The organism is Candidatus Uabimicrobium helgolandensis (assembly GCF_041508025.1).
Classification (GTDB): Bacteria; Planctomycetota; Uabimicrobiia; order Uabimicrobiales; family Uabimicrobiaceae; genus Uabimicrobium; species Uabimicrobium helgolandensis.
In genome coordinates, this window is the sequence record NZ_CP165719.1 from 7,662,973 (window position 1) to 7,684,107 (window position 21,135).

The window sequence follows — 21,135 nt, forward strand, 5'->3', positions numbered from 1 at the left end:
ATGTCGGCACCCTAGTTTTAGTCTCGCAATTTGAAAAAAATTTGGAACTTTTTGTTTAGATAAACGACAAACACTTTACCTAGAATTTATTTTAGTGTTATTTGTTAGTAATGCCAATACATAAACATCAAAACACTTCAGGAGCAATAAAGTGAAACAAGTTGAATTGCAGAATTTAAATTATGTAGAGAACAACACAGTATATCGAAACTGCACTTTTGGCTATCTCTATGCCTCAATCGAAAACATCTCTTTCATTGACTGTAACTTCGAAGACTATGTGGAATTCACAGGTTTACTTGGTTGTGAATTCAAAGGTTGTGATTTTCTAAATAAAGTTGTTTTTCGTATTCATCAAGAAATTCCGGAGCACCTAGCAGATTGGTTTTTTATCACTAACTTAGTATGTGAATATCTAAAAAAACTCCCAAAGAATCTTAGTAAACTAAGCTCTTTGAAGAATTTCACTTTGCATATGTGTTCATTTGAATCTCCTCCAAAGCAAATAGGTGATTTAACTTCTCTGCAATCTTTGTATTTTTGTGAGAGTGATATTAAAGAGTTGCCAAAAGAAATCGTCAACCTACAGTCTTTGGTAACTCTCGAAATTTGTAACGAGACCGAAAATTACCCTGGGCTGACTAATTTACCACCAGAGATTGGTAAATTGGCATCCTTAAAGAGATTAGTATTAGGGGATCTATTTTTAGAAAATATACCAAAAGAAATAGGTGAAATTACATCACTTAATACTCTTATAATAGATGTTTGCCCCAATGTAAAAAAACTACCTGGAATAGATAAACTTAAATCTCTAAAACACTTGACAATTAATATCGCTTATTTAAAAGAATTACCACAATGTTTAGATAATTTAAAATCTCTTGAGGGACTTCACTTAACCAAATTATATGGCCAAAATGAAGAACATAAAATTCCAGAAGTATTAATTCGGAGCCTGGACAACCTTACACTTTTAGAATTAAGCTGTCTCAATAAACCACAAGAGTTCTTAAATGAAATAATAAAAGAACTAAGTCATATCAAACACCTAAATTTTTATGGTTGTATAATACCTGAGAAGTTCGATGCATTAGAAAAATTTTCTGTTACAACCTTAGAGTTTTGCGAATGTCAAATAAACGAAGTACTGCCAAGTGCAGTAGGCAATGTCACTTCTCTTACCTATCTAAATTTACACGAGTGTTACAACATTCAACAACTTCCCGAAGAAATTGGAAATTTAAATTCTCTAACTCGCCTTGATTTTACTAACAACTCATATAATGATCCACAAGAAGAGCTACAAGAATTACCAAAAGAAATTGGAAATTTAAACTCTCTCACTCATTTGTCTTTGACAGGATGCTCTCAATTAAAAAAATTACCTAAAGAGATAGACAATCTGCATGCTCTTACAGTTATCAAAAATTAGATAAACCACCTAAAGAAATTAAAAATCTAAGTTCTCTAGTTCATTTAAATTTATTACAAAAATATTAATTGTTAGTGGCTAAGGTTTACAACTTATACCTATAATGAGAAATAAATATTTTGCGTTTAGGTCTGTCCCAAACGTCATTTATATTTAGGTCTGTTCCGAATATCATTCAATTGGGCGTGTCCAAAATGAGTGATGTAAGTTAGTTTAACTCTCAATTACTAAAAATGAAGAACTAAGCTAAATTTAAATAGACCTTTTTATTTGTATATACGCCTGTCTTCATAATAAAGGCCTGTCATTTTTTTAAGGTCTGCCCCAGGTCTGTCCTTCTTTTATCTCTTTTTCAAACAGCGTAAGTGGTGCTTTTTTTAAAAACTGTCTTTCGATGCGATATATCTGTTCAAAAATTCAAAAATTGTAGTTTTCAGGTAAAGTTAAATTTTGTAGTAACTCCAAACTTCCAAAGTATGTTTTCTATTTTTATTTTTAACCTAAATAGGTTGAAAGACATAATTAAAGAAAGACTTTTGTTTTCTGTTTACATTTTTAAAATTTCCCGAATAGTTTTACCAAGCTCATCAATAGTGTAAGGTTTTTTTACATAAGCTTTCGCACCTAATTTTAGAGCTTCGTTAAACCTATCGTTTTTACAAAAGCCACTTACAATAATCACTTTTTGTTGTGGTACAATTTTGAGTATTTCTTGGTATGTTTCTAAGCCATCTATACTATTTTCCATAATCATATCTAGAAGTACGATGTCAAAAGTGTGCTGCGACAAACACTCCAAAGCTTCTTCTCCACAAGAAACTGTTTGTACTGTATGTCCCAAAGAAGTGAGAATATTACTGGCCAACTCCCTTTGTTCCTTAACATCATCGACCACTAGAATATTTTCTGTACCTTGTAAATCCACATCTACAACAACAACTTCCTTTTCAACATTTTTGTGTAATGGAAAGTAAACCGTAAAACAAGTTCCTTTGCCAACAACACTATCAACATCTATGTAACCGGCATGGTCTCGAATAATACCGTAAACAATAGCCAGCCCAAGGCCCGTTCCTCCATTATTTAATTTTTGGCTATAAAAAGGTTCAAAAATTCGATCTAAATTTTCTTTTGCAATTCCAATACCTGTATCATCTACCTGCAGTACGATATATTTACCTGATAACATATTATTACTTTTCGCGGTGATTTCATCTAAGTCAATCTGTGCCGTCGTTACCTTTAAAACTCCCTTTTCAGCCATAGCATGAAATGCATTACTCACTAAATTCATAATAATCTTAGAAATATGTGTTTTAGAACCAAGTATATACAATTCGTCTATAAAAAGTTCCAATTTTACTTCAATCTCAGGATGTGTTTTTTCCAGATGCTTCAATGTTGAAGAACCGAAATAATCTAATACTATTTGGTTTAGATTGAGCGATTCCATTTTATAATTTTCTTCTCTAGCCATTGTCAGCAAATCTTCAACAATCCGCGCGGCTAACATACCGGAATTTTTCATATCTATCAAGTACTGTCTAACCGGACTATCTTCCGGAATTTTTCGTAATATTAAATCGGGATAGCCAACAATTCCTCCAAGAATGTTATTTAAATCGTGCGCCACTCCTCCTGCTAAAACTCCTAGCCATTCCACTTTTTGTGCTCGGTTTAATTTTTCCTCCAACAGCTTGTTCTTTGTAATATCTTTTACAACCCCCTGAATACTTGCAATGCTACCGTCTTTATTCTTAATGCCATAACAAGATTCTTCTACCCAAATTAATTCCTGTTCAGGATTTCTTATACGATACTTCAAAGTACATTCTTTCCCTTGCAATACATCTGAACGCATTTGTTTAAAGGCATCTTTATCATCTTTGTAGACGCTATTTTCCCAAATTTCTGGAGATTGTAATAGGTGATGTTTAGATATACCCAAAATATTATGAATAGAGGGACTGACAATGGTAAAATGAAAATTTAAGTTACAACGATATATCACATCTCGCGAATGTTCAATAATCGAATTTTGCTGCGAAGTAACCAACTTTTGCTCCAATAGAAACCGTTCTATAGCAAAAGCAAGTTGCCTGCCAACAGCTGTCATTAAGTCTAGGTCAGCGCCATCAAAATTTCCTGGATTTCGAGAATCTAAATAAATAACTCCAAAAATTTCATTTTGTCCTTCAATACAAGAACACAAAACACTGCGTAGTTCTAAATTTTGAATGGAAGAACGCCCGAAAAATTGCGCATCTGTTTGTGCATCGGCAGAAACAGTGCCTATTCCTTTTTCTATCGTTGTTTCTAATATAAAATTACTCAGCGAAAACTCCGTTTCGTCAAATGCATAATCTTTGTAGTTGCAATATATGTATTGATGTGTTTTTTGCTTACCATATGGTTTAAGAACAATACAACCTCTATCGCAATTTAACATAGCCAAAGAACTTTCAAGAACATTTTTACAAAGCAATACGATGTTTTGCGAATTTAAAATCTTTTTACCTACTTCATGTAAAACTAAGAGATGCTTACTTGCTTTTTTCGAGTCTAAGGTAAACGTTGGCTCATTTTTCTCTTTCAAATACATAATCTGAGAATTGTGTACTTTCAATTTCAATTCAACTATACCAATCGTTACAATATCTCCTACTTGTAGTATAGTTTTAGTAGATATTTTTTTTGCATTTACCTTTGTGCCATTACTACTACCGTTATCCTTTATCCATACTTGATTTTTATCTAACCAAATATTACAATGTTCTCTCGAAATTCCATCATAATCAAGCTGGAAATCACACCGAGAAGATCTTCCTAGTACATGAGTTGTACCCTTTTCTAAAGAAAAGGATTTTGTATAAACTTCATCGACGAAAGTTAGTTTAAAATTCATAGCTGTTATTTTCCTTTGTAAATCTGAGAATACCAAACACAAACTTTCAGTTATGGTCATCTACTAGCTCTGGTACGAAAACGATAGGGCTATAAATGCCCCCATCAAAGCAAAAACTCTTTTTACAAAAAAACTATTGTTTCCTCAATAAATCATTAGCTAGAGAAAGTTCATATCCATAAATTAAATTTTCTATAGCCGAAACATTGTAAACGGTTATGCTTTTGTTGTAATAAGTCTAAACACGAATGTCCATTTTACCTTGTAAAGTTTTTAATATTGACAACTTGTAAATCTACCTTCACTCTCATGGTATTAAAACGATAGAAAAAAGCCAGAGTATTTTAAATAAGCCAAGTTTCTCAGTCAAAACCTCTAACGAAATCTGCGTGGGATTTACTGAAATAACATAAAAACTCTTATTAGAATGTGTCGTAAGCCTAATTGATTCGTATACTTTTTGCGTTGCAAAATTTCGCTTACCTTGCAATATTATTTGGTTTTAGATTACAATTCCGTAACCTTTCCAATATATTCTCCGCATATATCGCAAGCTTCTCATTATACTTCATCGCAGCGTAAGCCGAGGATGTAGAAGGTAGTGCTTTGGTGTATATATCGATATCGCTATTTGATTTGAGATACACTTGTTGTGATTTTTTGCCATTGAAGAAAATAGTATTTATCTTTGGGTATTTAGTTAGTAATCCTTTAATGTCGTTACTTTTCATTACTTGCAATTGACTATCTGCTGAATTCTCGCGCTCACAGATATGCACTGAATCCCATAGGGCAATTTGTTTTTGCAAGACAAGTTGTTTTCTTTCTTCGTTTTTTTGAGCGTCCGCTGTAAAAATTTCATTTATAATTGGCCAAAATTGATTGCGTTTATTTGCGTAATAAAAATCGTATTTGATTGATAATACACTTGGAAAAGAGCCTAGTATAAGAATACGACTGTTATTGTTTACTATAGGAAGAAAGGAGCTTTCTTTTTTTAGCATGTGATTTACATCCACAGAAAAAATATTGGGTTTTTAGAAAAAATTGAACCACATTCGATTTTATTGGTTTTATCAAATATACTTTGCTACCAAGCTATAATAGCTTATTATAAAGTAGTCGCATTGTACTTGAACATAACTTAATTCTATTATTTTGGAAAAATATATGAAATCTTTTGAACAAAAAACCCATTCGACTCCTCAAGAAAAAGCAATCTTGATGGGCGTACAACGACCAAAGGAATTGCATTCCTATCAGGCGCCGCTTACAGAATTAGCTAGTCTTGCCGACACTGTAGGTGCTGAAGTTGTTGGTAAAATTACTCAGCGTCGTCATAAGTTTCATCCAGGAACTTATATGGGCAAAGGTAAAATTTATCAAATGAAAGAGCTTGCAGAGGCAAATGATGCAACACTGATTATCTGCGACCATGACCTTTCTCCTGGTCAATCTCGTAATATAGAAGAGATGACCGATATTAGAGTTATTGACCGCACAGAACTTATTCTCGATATATTTGCACAACATGCAAAAACCAAAGAGGCTACTCTACAAGTGGATTTGGCGCAACTGGAATATGTTATGCCGCGCTTAAAACGTATGTGGACTCACCTTGAAGGTTCGCAAGGTGGTATTGGTTTTCGTGGTCCTGGGGAAAAGCAACTGGAAACAGATAGACAAATTATTAAGAAAAAGATTGTTGATTGTAAGAGCGCCATCAAAAAAATCCAAGAACGAAAAAACCGCGAGGTAAATGCGCGCAATCAAAAGTTTTTTACTGTTGGCTTAGTTGGCTATACAAATGCTGGTAAATCTTCGTTAATGAACGTCTTAACTGATGCAGATGTTTTAGTAGAAGATAGATTGTTCGCCACTCTCGATACTAGAACGCGTTACTGGGATTTGGCTCAGGCACGGAAAGTACTTTTATCAGACACTGTCGGTTTTATCGACAAACTTCCTCACCACCTTGTTGCATCGTTCCGCGCGACACTAGAAGAAGCAGCGCAATCAGACATACTACTACACGTTGTAGATGCTTCGCACCCCGATGCTGAAAAACAGATTATTGTCGTAGAAAGTGTACTGCGTAAGATGAAGCTTCACGATAAAAATGCATTGATCGTTTTTAACAAGATAGATTTAGTCGAAGATCCTGTCGATTTAGAAAATCTAAAACGTTTACATCCAAACCACGTATGTATTTCAGCCAAAACCAGGCAGAATATAGATTTGTTTTCCACACGTGTGCTCGAAATATTTGAATCAAATATGATTGAAGTCAAAGCTGTTCTACCAGTACAAAACGGAAAGCTTTTGGCATGGATTGGTGAATATGGAAGAATCATAGAGCGCGAAATTAAAGAACAAAGTATTCACATGCGAGTTTCACTGTCGCAAGCAAATTTTGAGTGGTTTAGTAAACAATATGGCGTAGAGATTCTCGCTTAGGTAAATTATTTTGAACGGAATTAGGAATGATAAATTAAAATGATTGGCGGGAAAAAAATAGGAAGAAGAACAATCCAAATTGTTCCTCCTTTAGGTTGAGGGCGTGTGGTAACGCCCTAACTTTTAAAACGGAATTTTTGCCGTATAAAAAAAGCAGACAATATATACATTATTCCAGAAATAATGATTATCGTAGCACCAGAAGGAACATCATATTCATAACTTACACCCAAACCACTAATAACAAATACAATGCTAAGAAATGTCGCAAGTAACATCATTTGTCCTAAAGACTTTGAAAATTGCGAAGCTATTCCTGCCGGTATGGTAAGGAGAGCTATTACCATCACAATCCCAACAACTGTAACAAGAAGCACAACAGTCATCGCTGTAAGACATAGTAGTAATACATAAAGTCGCCGCACTTTTATCCCGCGCAACTTTGCAAAATGTTCATCGAAGCAAATAGCAACAAGACTTTGGTAAAACCAAAGGCATAGGACAACGATTATAATATCTAGTACGGCAATAATTTGTAAATCTTCATAGGTTACGAGCAAAATATTTCCAAATAAATATGTCATTAGGTCTTCATTGTATCCCGGTGTTTGCGAAATAAACATAACACCAACAGCCATACCAACAGCCCACATAACGCCAATAATAGTGTCTTCTTTTTGCTTATGCCAAAAACGCACATAGCCTATAAAAATAGCTGCGAGAAGTGCGAAGACAACAGCACCGTACATCGGATCTAAAAACTTCCACCCATGAACGATATTCAAATAGCGGGCAATACCTATTCCTCCAAGTACAAAATGCGATATTGCACCTGCAAGATATGAAATACGCTTTGTGACAACAAACGCTCCAACAACGCCACACGAAATACTTGCAAGTATCCCTGCTATAAGCGCATAACGAAGAAAAGCAAATTCTTGTAAAGCTTGGATAAACTCAAACATTTATTTTCTCTTGATACCAATTTAAAAAACGTTGTTCTTCGCAATTGTGCAGCGAAAAAAAATCTACACTTTTATTTACAAATAAAACAGACTTAGCAAATTTAGGAACGTTAGAAATGTTATGTGTAACGATGAGTACGGTGTAATCCTTATTTAAATCATGCAGTAAATCGTAAAACAATTTTTGCGAGTGCACATCCAAATTTGAGGTTGGTTCATCAAAGACAAGAATCTTGGTTTCTGTTGTCAAAGCACGTGCAATAAGAACACGTTGTTTTTGACCTCCAGAAAGAGAAGGAAAAAACCGCTCCACAAAACTATCCATGTGCATTTTTCGTAAATTCTCTATCGCAATTTGCTTATCTTTTTTAGAAAACCATGGCCATTTACTTACCCCAAGCCTTCCAAGTAAAACAACTTGCAACACTTTTATTGGAAATTGTTCATCGTAATAATTTTTTTGAGGTATGTAACCAATATGTTTTTTTACCCGAACTGGTAGATCATTACAAATTTTTACGATACCCTTAGTGGTGAATAGTTCACCACACAAGATATTTAGCAAAGTACTTTTGCCACCACCATTTGGACCAACAATTGCCACACAATCTTGATTATGTACATCGAAGCTCACATCTTGTAGTACGTTTTCTTTGTCATAAGAAAAAGAGAGGTCTTTTACGCTTATTAAGCATTCGCTATTTTTGGATTGTGTCATGATTATTTCAAATACTCAGCTATATTACTTGCCATAGACAGTAAATTTTCAGCATAGTTGTAGGCTAAAGGATCAAGAGTTATTGTTTTACATAAAGACACTCTTTTTTGCGATTTGTAGTACTCTTCTAAAGCTAAGAGAATAGCATTGGGTGACTTGCCCATAAACTGTTTTTGCACAAAAATAGCACGTATATTTTGTTGTTTAGCTCTAGAAATTAATTTGGCAAGATGTTTCGCCCCAGGACTTTTCCCTTCTGTTTCTATCGCCATTTGTTCAAGACCATAACGATCGCAAAAATAACCATACGAAGGATGATAAACCCACATTATTTTTTGAGAAGTTTCTTTAAACAATTGTTTAATTTTTTTATCTAGTAAGGATAAATCCTCATTAAAGATAATAAGGTTTTGTGCAAAATAGTCTTTTTGTTGCGGGAGCAAATCCGATAAACTGTCCGCTATTTTTTGAGCTTGTTTTTTTACCAATAAGGGATCTAACCAAATATGTGGATCTTTACCACCATCGTGGTGATGGTGATGATCATGATCGTGATGATGATTTTGCAAGTTTCGTAGTTTGATACCTGAATGTGTCTTAATAATCGGCATTTTATAGATTCGCGAAAGACGCGGTATAAAAGACTTTTCAAAAGGAACACCAATAGTGAAAAAGCAGCTTGCTTTACTAAGTAAAGTCAACTGTTTTTGCGTCGGTTCATATGTTGCTGGAGATTGTCCTGGTCCAACAAGCACTTTAACATCGACAAAATCACCACCAATCTTTTTCACAAAATACGATTGAGGTAAGATACTAACAAAACAGACGATCTTTTTCTTACTATTTATATCGGTAGGTTTATCGCAGGATGCTAAAATAAAAGAAACAAATATTATTAGCAAAACTTGTAATCGCATCATAAATATCCAGATTAAAATAAGTTTTTAAGTGACCCGGCAACTACTTAGTAGCCTTACGGTAATTTTGCTGTATTCTATAACAAAAGAACCAATGATGCAAAAAATATCTCAAGTAACAGTTGTATTTGCCCATATTTGTAAATAGTCTCTGATTTGCGGCGCATTGGTATTTACAAAAGGAGTGTCAGAATACTCTTTTGCAAGGTAAGCTTTTATTTTTCTGTATTGAGGTGATTTTATTTTTTTATAAATAAGTTGTTGAATGTACAACAATCGTGCATATTCATTGCGTTTTTTGCCAACATCTCCCTTGGCGTTTATAGCCATTAGATGTTTTTTCGCATCTTCTAAGAATTGTAAGCTCTCATCATATTTTTGCATTTTAAAATAACAGCGTCCTATTCTTTCTAATGGAATGTAGTCATTTTTATCAGAAAAATAATTCTTATATTCCGCAATTGCTCGTTCAAAATTACCATCAATTTCAAAAGAACGCGCTTTTGAGTATTCTTTCTGAATTTCCCCACTAGGAGGAGAAATTAAAAACTCTATTGGCTTAAACATAGCTTCCCCAATAAAGTGGATGAAAAAAAACCACCATGGCGCCGAAATCACGGCAATGAAAACTACATTTATAATAAGCTGCGCCGGATGCGATAATTGCATACTACTAACAAATATAATATTTAATGTTATAAAAATGATTGTACCTATAAGACCCAGAAAATGCTTATTACTAGTCGATACTTTAAACATATACGAAAAAGCGATACCCATTAATATTTGCAAAATACCAATAATATACTGCATGAAAGTTCCATTCTTATTCAAAAGCGATCTATACAAGACCTGCTCAATTAAATGAGTGCGATATAGGAATAGCCCTTCTACCGCACTCTACAAAGCTATTACACCTGCGGTTCTGCGTTTTTCACTGCTTCGCTAACACCACTTTCGTATGCTGTAAAATTTTTGCGAAATAGATGTGCTAGTTCTTTGGCTTTTTGGTCATAATTACTTGGATTAGACCAAGTTTTTCTTGGCTGTAAAAGAGCTTCGGGAACATCAGGGCAAGAAACAGGTGTAGAAAATCCAAAAATAGGGTCAGTAACCGTTTCTATATCATTTAATTCACCATTATTGATAGCGTTTATAATCGCTCGCGTTGCGCGCAAACTAATACGAGCCCCTTCTCCATAAGGTCCACCAGACCACCCCGTATTCACCAACCATGCTTTAGCACCATGCTTTTTCATTTTATCAGCTAACATTTCGGCATATTTCCCTGGATGCCAAACCAAAAATGCTGCTCCAAAACAAGCAGAAAAAGTAGCTTCTGGCTCAGTAACTCCCATTTCTGTGCCAGCCACTTTAGCAGTATAACCACTAATAAAGTGATACATCGCTTGCTCAGGACTAAGCTTACTTACAGGAGGTAAAACTCCAAAAGCATCGCATGTTAAAAATATGATGTTTTTTGGATGGCCACCAACACATGGAATTTTTGCATTTTTTATATACTCTATTGGATAAGAAGCACGAGTATTTTGAGTCAATTCACTGCTTGTAAAATCTACTTTGCGATCACTTTCAGAAAAAACGACGTTTTCAAGAACCGTACCAAAACGTATAGCTTGATGTATTTCAGGCTCTTTTTCTGCTGTTAGATCAATACATTTCGCGTAACATCCGCCCTCGATATTAAAAACACCATCATCAGACCAACAATGCTCATCATCACCGATTAGCTGACGTTCAGGATCGGCAGACAAAGTTGTTTTTCCCGTTCCCGATAGCCCAAAAAACAGTGACACATTCCCGTTGTCACTTTCATTCGCAGAACAATGCATTGAAAGAACATTTGTTTTTGGCATGATGTAGTTCATAATTGTAAACACACCTTTTTTCATTTCACCAGCATACTCAGTTCCAAGAATGACAAACTCTTTACGATTAAAGCAGAGTGTAACACTCGTTTTAGAGGTCATTTTTGAAGTGTAGCGATTTGCAGGAAATTTTCCAGAATTAAAAACAATGTAATCCGGCTCACCAAAATCACTAAGTTCTTCTTGTGGAACGCGAATAAGCATATTATGCATAAATAGTGCATGATATGCCCTAGTACATATAATGCGTACTTTTATGCGATATTTAGGGTCCCAACCTGCGTAGCCGTCTACTACATAAATTTTGGCGCACGTATTCAGATAATCAATAGCTCGTTCGCGGTTTACTAAAAAAATTTGATCGTCCAATTTTACATTTATGTCACCCCACCACACATCATCACGAACCTCTGCATCATCAACAATACGTTTGTCTTTTGGGCTTCTTCCTGTTTTTATTCCTGATGTCACAGCTAATGCGCCACTATTAACTATCGCAGACCCTTTTTCTTGAGAAAGAGCTTCTTCATATAAACGTGCTGGAGATGCATTACGAATAATATCGGTAACAACGATACCATACTTTTCTAGACTAAAACTCATTTTAAATTTCCTTTTACTAAACATTTTTCAAATTTAGGGCTACGAACACGGTTTTCTCCAGTTAAAGAAACAATCACGATCCAACTAAAGCTTGTAAGAAACTCTTTCCGCTTATATCTAGTTTTTTATCTAAAACAAAAGAGATACTGCGTATACGGATATTTCCTATTTGCTGATCAATAGGATTTTCTAAAATACAAGGATATACCAAAACCGCTTGCGAACATTTACATAATTTTGCGTAAGAAATCAACTGAAAAATATCTGAGTGAGGAGGTTTTTTTACATTTTTATACTTAGTATCGATAACACAGAAGGGCATATTTTTTTTGTACAAAACCATATCGATAACAAACAAAAAGCATTGTTCACCTAGTAAAATTTTTTCTTTTGTTGCTAACCTTAAGCCACATTGTAAATTGCGTCTCAACCAATTAGCGACAAATTTTTCGTATAGGTAAGGCATGTTCACTAAAAAAGAGGTAATTGAGCTTGTGCCTTTTCCTTTGTAAGGAGCTGTGTGTGATAAAAAGAAACGACATAAAGCGTGAATTGGTTCGTAATGCGCATTTAAACGATTATAGTGATAATCTAGTTGTAAGTGCGAAAGAATCTTTTCTGTTGCAATAGACACATTTTTTACGTGCTTACATAACCAGTAATACATTTCGCGAGCCTGTTGCTGTACTTGAGCAAAACAATTAGCATTACACAAAATAACTCTCAAGGTAGCTATTAAAACTTGATTATCAAAATTATCAACAGTGGAATCGTAGAAACGCACTCGCGAACAGTGTTTTTTTTTCCAGTCTTCATTCAATAATATTTTTCCACGAACATGTGGCAACCATTCTTCTTTTTCTTTTATAGATCTTGCAAGGCCAAGATGCTTTATCTTGCGAATTTTTACAATGAGCATTTGTGCTAAAAAATTATAAAATGCTTTTACTGAATTACACTCTACTAAGTGATCAAAAACACGTAAACGAATATCAAAAGCACACTCTACCATTTCGAAAAATTGCTCAATATCAACTTTAGGTTCAATAATAATGCTTCTATCAGAAACAGCAAGATAACCGACCCAACCTCTAGCAGTTATTTTCCAACGTTCTTCGTTTTTTATGCTAGGAAAATCGACATTTAAATAACTAGAGTATTTACTCCATATGGTTTCAGCTAAATGCGGAGCTAAAAGATTTTTCGCAAGAAAAACGGTTTCATATTCACGCATTACAATATCCGTTGTCAAATCTGCATAATTTTTTTGCAAATTTTGCTCCACCTATACTTTTCCACTCGATGCAATTCATTAAAAAAATACTCTTCTGTATATGGTTCTATTTGGAAACGCCAAATGTTTTCAATGTGATCGAGTAAATCATTTATCAAAAAAAATGAAGTACCAATTTGAAAATTCTGATCGGAAATCTCTTCATTTAAACTTTGTAATGTCTCAATCAAGACTTTTAGGTTACATTTTTTACGATACTTAAATTTACGTATTAAATTATAATCAGGATAAAGAGGTATAAACGCAAAACGACGACGCAACGCATAATCTAAAATAGCAATAGATTTATCTGCGGTATTCATTGTACCAATAATATATATTTGCTCAGGGATTGTAAATTTTTGCCCTGAAAGTAATGTAACACTGCGATTACGATATTCTAATAGGTACATTAGCTCACCAAATACGCGATCAATTGCACAACGATTGATTTCATCTATAATTAAAACACTTGCACAGTTATTCCTTTTAGCTTCGTCGCAAAAATTTATAAAAGTGCCATTCGTTACACTATAAGAACCGTTTTCTTGAGGGCGTAGTCCCTGAATAAAATCTTCATAACTGTAACTACTATGAAATTGAACTGTTGTACACACACCTGTAGCGTTACTTAGAATAGTTCGCGCAAGACGCTCTGCTAAGTACGTTTTTCCTGTTCCTGGAGGGCCATAAATAATCGCTTGTTTTTTGTGTTTTATTGCTTTTAACCACGTTGATATTTTTTTAACACTAATATGTGTGTCAGCAGCGCACTGTTTGATTGTATAATTAGGTTGCGTTTCGTTAATTTCAAAAGAATCATCAAAAGAAATTAAGTACTCATAAATATTACTAAACGTAGATAATATGCGTAAAATAAACTGCTCCCTGTCGGTAGAGAGAACTTCCTTTTTCTCCAATACAGTAGAAAGCTCTAGGTTATTACCAGGGTTTTGTAACCATGATTTGCATTTTTGTTCTAGTTTTGTTTGCGCCTTAGAATTTATTTTTTTAGGTAAAGCCCATGGCTTCTCCTTATTATAATTTCCTGAGCACAAACCAAACTGTATCATTTCGTGATTAATCCACATAAACAGTCTGACACTGCAATTGTCGCCACTGAAATTAAACGCTCCCCAATAAAAATCGAGATTGCGATTATCCTCTCCTGAACGACAAAAAACATCTTTATCTGTAACTAATAAATTCCTTAGTGCTAGAGGTAACCGCATAGCTACCTCCGAGAAAATGCTTTGAAAAGGATCCTGTACTGCATTACTAAAAATTTCGCTATTTGCTAAATAAAAATCTACACTATTTTCTTCATGTAGAGTTTTTAGTAGTGTAAAAGTTTCTACGCTAAAATAATCATTCGCAGAAATCATAATACTCCTCAATATAAATCGGTAATCAAACCTTTTTTTACCACGCAGCGATATTTTTCGTCACCTAAAGGCATAAGAATTTTTTCTTCAAACATATCCTGTATAACTTGTGGTACACGGCGCCAATTTTTATATACTTCACCACTGTGATCAACTAAAAACAAGATTCTATTGTTATAACGAATACCAAAGACAAGATGTTCACCTGGTTGTTCAATAACAAAAACGTGTACCAAGGCAGTTTCATTCCCAGCAACAAACCCTTCTAAATTACGTCGATACAGCTCTGTCATACTTTCATCAACATGTATATTTACAGATGCGACTTGTTTAATCTTAGACTTTTGCCCGTAATAAGAGAGAAACATTTCGCTACTAGTAGTAATATCTGTGCGAAAATCTTTGTTTTTCATGCGCGCTTCAAAATTCATTGTATCTGCCATTGATGCCGATTCACTTAAATCGCCTTTTGTGTAAGCAAAAACAGCTAATAATATACTAAATCCGATACCAATAAATGTTAAAAACCGTAGCATATTGTGTTTGCCAGATAAACTTAATGAAAAAGAAGTTGTGACCATCGGCATCATAAAACTAATGATCATGAAGAACAAAAGAAAGAACTCCGCAAGAAGTACTCCTAATGCTTCTTGTACATTTAGATACGGAGGGTAAACAGAATTATAAGAAAGTACTGTTTCCAAAATTAAAAGAGCAAATATACCAAAAATAATACTCTTATATAAACTAAACTCCTCACGCGTTTTCTTCGAGAAAGGCATAGATAAAAAGCCAAAAACAAAGTAACCCACATAAAATAAAAAATTGCGCGGTTTATTTTCCATGTAATAAGCATGTAGTTTTTTAAATGTACTAAGAGCATCACTAAGTAAAGGAATTTTTTCTATCTCAGGGTGAAAGTGTATTATTCTTTGCACAGAATAAATAAAACTAGTTGCAATTAAAATAACAGCCATAACCAAAATCAGTTCCCAGTTCCCTTGAGCAAGGGCAATGTAAGTGAACAACATTGGCGCAAAAAAGAAAAACATGAGGCGAAAAGGAAATTCAAGATATGACTTCCAATCCGACTTTCCAGCCCACGGAGCTAGTTTTTCTTCGAATACAATAGCCTCATCTCCACTCGCTTCAGCAATTTTTTTAGCCCACTCCGCCTGTACACGTAACTTTTCAGCTAACTTCTCACGCTGCTTTTTCACCATAAAAGGGATCAAGAAAAAATCTATTCCCCAACCCATAAAAAAGAAACCAAAAGACACCATATATACACCACCGCTAAACCACTTCCCTAGATAAAAGCGATGCATTCCCATCCACCCACCAAATAACCACGCTAAGTACGCTTTTACATATGTTATTTTTTGGTGAGCTTTTTCTTCAAAATCAACATTAGAATCCATATACTCTCCTACTCGACCAATCACAGTAAGAATTACAAATAACTACAAACTGGTAAAACATTAAGGTGCGTAAATTTTGTCTCACTCTGTGTTTTACACTCCCTAAAAAATAAACCGCAAACAAGTAAACTTGTTTGCGGTTTGATAAAAATTTTACTTCAGACGACCAGTAGAAAATTCAGAATTACCATTGCCTTCTTCATCTTGGGCGTAGCCTTCAGGTACAACTATACTTGTTGGTTTTTCATCTACATGACCAACAAAATACCCCATACCTTTGCTTTTATTTGGCGCCGCTTCATAGACTTTGTTGCGTTTACCATTGATAGTAAATTTAACTTTACCACTGGTAACAAACTTCTCACTGTGCCCTAGGTCATATTGTGTAGCACCTGGATACTCCAAACGAAAATGAATTTGGTTACCTTGTGCATAACAATGAGAAATCCACAAGCTTTTTGATGGAATAACTTCAAACTCATTAGAATAACCAGAGTAATCAGTATAATTGCCCCATGCTCCTTTTGCGCGCCCACTATGGTGTATGCGGTAAACACCAGGAACTGTGTCGCCAGGAATATCCCACATAATACGAATATGTGATTGATGTCCTCCGGCTTTTTGCCAGAAAAATGCTGTATCTAAGTCGTAGTCATACTTTACAGCTTCCCAACCACTTTCTGTTTTGCGTTCAATTGTAAAAAATGTATCATTGGTTTTGAACGTATTACGAGGATTTGCTCCCCAAAATACCATTTCTGCAACGCTAAGTCTTTCTACTTGTTGCGGCATCTTTTCAGCAACATCTCCATAATTTCCCCAGGTAGGAGGCATGTCATATGTTGATTCACCAAGTAAGAGTTGTTGTCCAGTTAAATCTTCAGGAGTCGGCCCATCAGGAACTTCGCTATTATTAGCAAGTCCTACAGCTAGTTCGTTAAACAACTGTTGATAAGCTCCACAGGTCCATTGACCGAAAAGAGTAGAGCCACCTTCATAATGTTGTTGATTATATTCTTCGCGAGTAGATACGTAACTTGCAAAAGCATTGGTTGGGGAAGTGAGTACCAAAGTGTCTACTCCCACTTTAGCCAATTCATCTGCAGCTGCTAAACGAATACGACGCCCAGCATGAGTAGTTGTTTCAGCTGGTAGACCAAAAACCGCCACTTTTCCAATAGTAAAAAGTTGTACAGAAAGAACATTTGGTGTCCATGGAGCAGGTAATTTTCCTGTTTCTAGAAAAATAATTTTGGTACCGTGTGTTGGATCATATTTACCTTTGTATAGACCTTCTTTTATGTAAGGAAGATCACTAGGTCCATCACGTTCAACACCAGCAGTAAAACTAATTCCCATTGCGCCAAAAGTGGTTTTGTAATCGCGTAGTCCATCAGTATACTTTGCTTTTATTGTCATCTTTGAAAAATCAGAGTATCTGTGGCGATAATCTACACGTGGTTGTAGTTCTGTCATTGCGCTGTTGTACAACTCCCACGCTTTACTGAATTGTTTTTTACCAGAAATAGCACAACTTGCATAATCGTTAATTCCACCACCATCCATGTTTCCAACAATATTTGGGCTTACATCACCAAGAGCACCATTTGCAAAAGCAGCAACAAAAGTATCTTTTTTCTTATAGTCTGTGCCTTTTTTCATTTCGAAATAGCGCTCAGCCCAACCTTTATTATCACTACTTATTAATCTATTAGTATAGCGATCTCCTTCGTCATTTCCATAGTCAGGATGTGAATAATAAACAGAAGTAGTGTGCACCCCAAACCACGAAATAACACCTATTTCAGTACCATCCATACGCTGGAATTTCAATACAGTCATTGTTTTGTCAACAGAATCATGTTGATTCGCATCTATATTTGCCTCATACGCTTCTAAAGAGCGATTGATAGATGCATTTTCAAGTTTACCTTGCGCCATAAAAATACGGCCTGGTGCCACATTGTCATGCGCGCGGGTAATCGCTTCGCAAATCCCATCAACAATTGTATCAAAGTTCTTTTGGCTAAAACCTAAAATATAAGTATAATAAAGTGTATACCACGCATAACCACCTGGTCCACTGTGAGTATGATTTGCATTTAGCATTACATTTTTTGCTGAATATAAATCACCATATTTTTTCTGTAATTTTTCAATAACTTTCAGCTTTACACCCTGTTGAATAGCCAATAAGTCAGCACATACAAAAACAACGCGTTTTCCTGACGCTTCAACAACAAACGCACGCGCACGCAAACGAGTATGAATACCACCCGTTAGCATATCTGTACGTGCAAAACCTGCCATGGTCACATCACCTGCAGGTCCTGTAACATCATATACTCCTGTACCAACCTTAAAATTTTCAGCAGAAATACAGGTAATAATTGCGACTAGAATAACTAAAAATTTTTTCACTATAATCTCCATGTAAAGGTTCAAAATTGTTTGTCTTCGAAATGTATCGTAAAGAAAATATAAGATACGCCCCAAACAAATGAACGTTTGCAACAACTTGTTGTTGTCCTGCTCTGCGTAATTTAACCTTACCAAGTTATTATTTAATATAATCTATTGCCTATAACAGACGACGGTTTTCATATAAAATAAACGACGACTATCACACAACAATATTTTTTTATTATTAGCAAGTAACTTGCTAATATAAAATATACTCTAATTTAAAGTAAAACTTTTGTCAAGTTACCTGAACGCGTCTCTATTTAGGTTTTTGTAACATAATTGAATTATATCTATATAAATAGGGACACTCCTTAAGTAGGAGAAACAAAAGCCTACAAATTTTTAACAACATCTACTCGCGAAAAAAGTAGATGAATTTCTAGCAACGGTAATGTATTTTTGCTATATTTCTAAGATAGAGAGTGTCAATATCTAAAATAACTCAAGTTATTCAATTTAGAAGTTCTTGCTAATCCGAAGTAACCGACAGAAATATTTTTACTGGTCACTTAAAACAATAACAAGGAGAAAATCATGACTGAAGGAGCTTCTTATTTTGATCAAACATTTGAAGCTGATCAGATGTTTTTTGAAGCCGATCAAAAAATCAAAGATGGCCACTTTACAGATGCTCTAAAATTGTTATATGAAATAACAGATCGTTTCCCTGAATATGGTAGAGCTTACAATCACCTAGGCTATCTGTTTGAAACAAAATACCAAAATTATAATAAAGCCGAATTTTATTATCGCACAGCTATCGATTATGCTCCAGAGTATCCAGCAACATACTTAAACTACGCTGTTTTATTATCTACATGTCAAAAATTCGCAGAACTAGAAGAGCTACTCAACAAAGCACTAGAAGTGCCTGGTATTAACAGAGAAAAAATCTACTGTGAAATGGGTATTATGAAAGAGCTTCAAAAGAAATATGACGAGGCCATTAAATGCTTCAAGCAAGTAATTGTTTATTGTTTAAGCAGTAAATCAATTGATTTATATCAAAAAAATATAGAACGATGCTTAACGAAAAAAGATATTTGCACAAAATATTAAAACATACTATAGAAACCACTTTAAATAGGTCAGAGAAAAGAAAGCGAAAATATGAAAAAACTAATGGTTATTTTTGCAATTACAACATCTGTGGTATTTGCAAACGTTATTGATCAAACCCTAGAACAAAAAATAGAACGTGATCCACAACAATCTGTCGCAGTCATTATTGTCTTGAAAGATCGTCTCCAGTGCTCTGAAATCGTTAGCGAAATGGCGATATCTAGTTCCGCTGTAAACTTTCACTCCACAGTTGTACAAACAATGAAAAACCGCGCACAACAAACACAACATTGGCTACATTCACTTTGTGCTACGCGTAAATTTCCAGTGCAAAACTACAAATCGTACTGGATCAGTAACATGGTAACAATGACAACTTCTCCTGCGGCTATTCGCGAAATAGCTCTGCAACCTGAGGTAAAGCATATTTTCTTCGATAAAGAACATAAGTTCGTTCAGTATTTTGAAGGCACACCACAGCGCAGCACATGGGGATTAGAAAAAATTGGTTCAAAAAAAGTAAATGAAAGTGGTAATACTGGTAAAGGTGTTCTTGTTGCAGTCATCGATACTGGAGTAAATTACTTGCACAATGACCTAAAGGACCGTGTTATCAATGGTCGCGATTTTGCCAACAATGACGACGACTCCATGGACGACAATGGTCATGGAACGCACTGTGCTGGAACTGTAGCAGGAACAACATTCGGCGTTGCTCCACAAGCAACAATTCTTGCCGTAAAAGTTATGGCTAAAAATGGTGGGGGTACTTGGGGAAATATCGCTAGCGGTGTTCAATATGTCGCAGAATTTAATCAAAACGGCCAAACTGTTGATATTGTAAGTATGAGCTTAGGAGGACCGTCTCCAATAAAGCAAGTTTTACGCGACGCTTTTGACAATGCTCTTGTTCTCGGAATTCGTTTTGCTGTTGCAGCAGGTAACAGTGGGCACTTTAAAAGTACGATTGACGCTCCCGGAGATCAAAAAGATGTCGTCACTGTAGGCGCAACTAATTTTCGCAATTGGATTGCTCCTTTTAGTAGCCGTGGTCCAGTAATTAAGTATGGAGAACCATACATAAAGCCTGATATCGTAGCTCCAGGAGTAGATGTGACATCTTGTTGGATCGGTGGCACTGATAACACCCGCACAATCTCAGGGACATCAATGGCAACTCCTCACGTTGCTGGTGCAATGGCATTACTACTATATTATCAACCTAAAACAAAGCAAAGTGTTTTACTCAAGGCACTAGAAGTCACAGCGCAAGATTTAGGAGACAGTGGTAAGGACAATAATTTTGGAAGTGGCCTAATTAATCTACCTCGTGCTATTGCAAAACTCCCTACACTACAACAAAATCCATAAAACTCTTGTAGCTTAGAGGTTATAACCTCTAAGCTACATAGGTACAATCACTCCTTCACTTTTCAACAAAAAAGTCCATCCTCAGTAACAACACTAGCCAAGAAGTCAAAATATCATTCTATAAAATATAACTATAACAACCATTTGAATTATTGTGTTTTACAATATTTAAAAGTTAGTACAATAAAAAAATGAGGTATTTAAGTGACTTGCTTGACAAAAGTAATACTCGCTCTCTGCAAAGCATTATTTTCTAGTACAATAGGTG

At 35.0% G+C, this 21,135-nt stretch carries 15 protein-coding genes; 4 read left to right on the plus strand and 11 right to left on the minus strand.

The genetic code is table 11. From position 1 onward, the window contains the following. The first annotated feature begins 151 nt into the window (after nucleotides 1-151). The gene (locus UABHE_RS28345; protein WP_372366690.1) at nucleotides 152-1,435 is read left to right on the plus strand and encodes a leucine-rich repeat domain-containing protein; all 1,284 of its coding nucleotides are present in this window, start codon (nucleotides 152-154) and stop codon (nucleotides 1,433-1,435) included. Between the two features lie 547 nt (nucleotides 1,436-1,982). Here UABHE_RS28345 and UABHE_RS28350 read toward each other — a convergent pair. Together UABHE_RS28350 and UABHE_RS28355 are read right to left on the minus strand one after the other, a co-directional pair. After that, a complete protein-coding gene (locus UABHE_RS28350) occupies nucleotides 1,983-4,340 on the minus strand; it encodes a response regulator (protein WP_372366691.1) in 2,358 nt (785 codons plus the stop codon). Between the two features lie 479 nt (nucleotides 4,341-4,819). Beyond that, a complete protein-coding gene (locus UABHE_RS28355; RefSeq protein ID WP_372366692.1) occupies nucleotides 4,820-5,344 on the minus strand; it encodes a DNA-deoxyinosine glycosylase in 525 nt (174 codons plus the stop codon). A gap of 166 nt (nucleotides 5,345-5,510) precedes the next feature. On the opposite strand from UABHE_RS28355, the gene hflX reads away from it, so the two are divergent. Then, the gene (gene hflX / locus UABHE_RS28360; RefSeq protein WP_372366693.1) at nucleotides 5,511-6,797 is read left to right on the plus strand and encodes a GTPase HflX; all 1,287 of its coding nucleotides are present in this window, start codon (nucleotides 5,511-5,513) and stop codon (nucleotides 6,795-6,797) included. 116 nt (nucleotides 6,798-6,913) lie between these two features. Here the strand turns inward: hflX and UABHE_RS28365 are convergent, their stop codons facing one another. The 9 genes from UABHE_RS28365 to UABHE_RS28405 all read right to left on the minus strand — a co-directional run bounded on the left by UABHE_RS28365 (nucleotide 6,914) and on the right by UABHE_RS28405 (nucleotide 18,389). Beyond that, nucleotides 6,914-7,762 carry a metal ABC transporter permease gene (locus UABHE_RS28365; RefSeq protein WP_372366694.1) on the minus strand — a complete coding sequence of 283 codons (849 nt, stop codon included), beginning with the start codon at nucleotides 7,760-7,762 and terminating at the stop codon, nucleotides 6,914-6,916. Then, nucleotides 7,755-8,480, minus strand: coding sequence for a metal ABC transporter ATP-binding protein (locus tag UABHE_RS28370; protein WP_372366696.1), 726 nt, complete (start codon nucleotides 8,478-8,480; stop codon nucleotides 7,755-7,757). Before UABHE_RS28370 ends, UABHE_RS28365 begins: the two co-directional genes overlap by 8 nt. Nucleotides 8,481-8,482: 2 nt before the next feature. Further along, complete coding sequence (locus UABHE_RS28375; RefSeq protein ID WP_372366697.1) at nucleotides 8,483-9,400, minus strand: metal ABC transporter solute-binding protein, Zn/Mn family; 918 nt, start codon at nucleotides 9,398-9,400, stop codon at nucleotides 8,483-8,485. A 108-nt stretch (nucleotides 9,401-9,508) separates the two neighbouring features. Beyond that, nucleotides 9,509-10,210, minus strand: coding sequence for a tetratricopeptide repeat protein (locus UABHE_RS28380; RefSeq protein WP_372366698.1), 702 nt, complete (start codon nucleotides 10,208-10,210; stop codon nucleotides 9,509-9,511). Between the two features lie 98 nt (nucleotides 10,211-10,308). After that, the gene (pckA, locus tag UABHE_RS28385; RefSeq protein WP_372366699.1) at nucleotides 10,309-11,889 is read right to left on the minus strand and encodes a phosphoenolpyruvate carboxykinase (ATP); all 1,581 of its coding nucleotides are present in this window, start codon (nucleotides 11,887-11,889) and stop codon (nucleotides 10,309-10,311) included. A gap of 73 nt (nucleotides 11,890-11,962) precedes the next feature. Then, the gene (locus UABHE_RS28390) at nucleotides 11,963-13,162 is read right to left on the minus strand and encodes an McrC family protein (protein WP_372366700.1); all 1,200 of its coding nucleotides are present in this window, start codon (nucleotides 13,160-13,162) and stop codon (nucleotides 11,963-11,965) included. Next, nucleotides 13,138-14,547 (minus strand): McrB family protein, encoded by a 1,410-nt coding sequence (locus UABHE_RS28395; RefSeq protein WP_372366701.1) that lies wholly within the window; start codon nucleotides 14,545-14,547, stop codon nucleotides 13,138-13,140. The genes UABHE_RS28390 and UABHE_RS28395 overlap by 25 nt, the downstream gene beginning before the upstream one ends. Nucleotides 14,548-14,555: 8 nt before the next feature. Beyond that, nucleotides 14,556-15,968 carry a TM2 domain-containing protein gene (locus UABHE_RS28400; RefSeq protein ID WP_372366702.1) on the minus strand — a complete coding sequence of 471 codons (1,413 nt, stop codon included), beginning with the start codon at nucleotides 15,966-15,968 and terminating at the stop codon, nucleotides 14,556-14,558. A 153-nt stretch (nucleotides 15,969-16,121) separates the two neighbouring features. Then, on the minus strand, nucleotides 16,122-18,389 hold the full coding sequence (locus UABHE_RS28405) for a neutral/alkaline non-lysosomal ceramidase N-terminal domain-containing protein (protein WP_372366704.1): 2,268 nt from the start codon (nucleotides 18,387-18,389) through the stop codon (nucleotides 16,122-16,124). Nucleotides 18,390-18,968: 579 nt separating this feature from the next. Between UABHE_RS28405 and UABHE_RS28410 the strand changes: the two genes are divergently transcribed. Further along, a complete protein-coding gene (locus UABHE_RS28410) occupies nucleotides 18,969-19,493 on the plus strand; it encodes a hypothetical protein (protein WP_372366705.1) in 525 nt (174 codons plus the stop codon). 51 nt (nucleotides 19,494-19,544) lie between these two features. Continuing rightward, nucleotides 19,545-20,867, plus strand: a complete 1,323-nt coding sequence (locus UABHE_RS28415) for a S8 family serine peptidase (RefSeq protein ID WP_372366706.1) — start codon at nucleotides 19,545-19,547, stop codon at nucleotides 20,865-20,867. The last annotated feature ends 268 nt before the right edge of the window (nucleotides 20,868-21,135 follow it).

Bases quoted from the DNA above. Each gene is read 5' to 3' on its own strand.
- UABHE_RS28350 (WP_372366691.1), bottom strand. From the start codon at position 4,340: ATGAATTTTAAACTAACTTTCGTCGATGAAGTTTATACAAAATCCTTT.
- UABHE_RS28355 (WP_372366692.1), bottom strand. From the start codon at position 5,344: ATGCTAAAAAAAGAAAGCTCCTTTCTTCCTATAGTAAACAATAACAGT.
- hflX (WP_372366693.1), top strand. From the start codon at position 5,511: ATGAAATCTTTTGAACAAAAAACCCATTCGACTCCTCAAGAAAAAGCA.
- UABHE_RS28365 (WP_372366694.1), bottom strand. From the start codon at position 7,762: ATGTTTGAGTTTATCCAAGCTTTACAAGAATTTGCTTTTCTTCGTTAT.
- UABHE_RS28370 (WP_372366696.1), bottom strand. From the start codon at position 8,480: ATGACACAATCCAAAAATAGCGAATGCTTAATAAGCGTAAAAGACCTC.
- UABHE_RS28375 (WP_372366697.1), bottom strand. From the start codon at position 9,400: ATGATGCGATTACAAGTTTTGCTAATAATATTTGTTTCTTTTATTTTA.
- UABHE_RS28380 (WP_372366698.1), bottom strand. From the start codon at position 10,210: ATGCAGTATATTATTGGTATTTTGCAAATATTAATGGGTATCGCTTTT.
- pckA (WP_372366699.1), bottom strand. From the start codon at position 11,889: ATGAGTTTTAGTCTAGAAAAGTATGGTATCGTTGTTACCGATATTATT.
- UABHE_RS28395 (WP_372366701.1), bottom strand. From the start codon at position 14,547: ATGATTTCTGCGAATGATTATTTTAGCGTAGAAACTTTTACACTACTA.
- UABHE_RS28400 (WP_372366702.1), bottom strand. From the start codon at position 15,968: ATGGATTCTAATGTTGATTTTGAAGAAAAAGCTCACCAAAAAATAACA.
- UABHE_RS28410 (WP_372366705.1), top strand. From the start codon at position 18,969: ATGACTGAAGGAGCTTCTTATTTTGATCAAACATTTGAAGCTGATCAG.
- UABHE_RS28415 (WP_372366706.1), top strand. From the start codon at position 19,545: ATGAAAAAACTAATGGTTATTTTTGCAATTACAACATCTGTGGTATTT.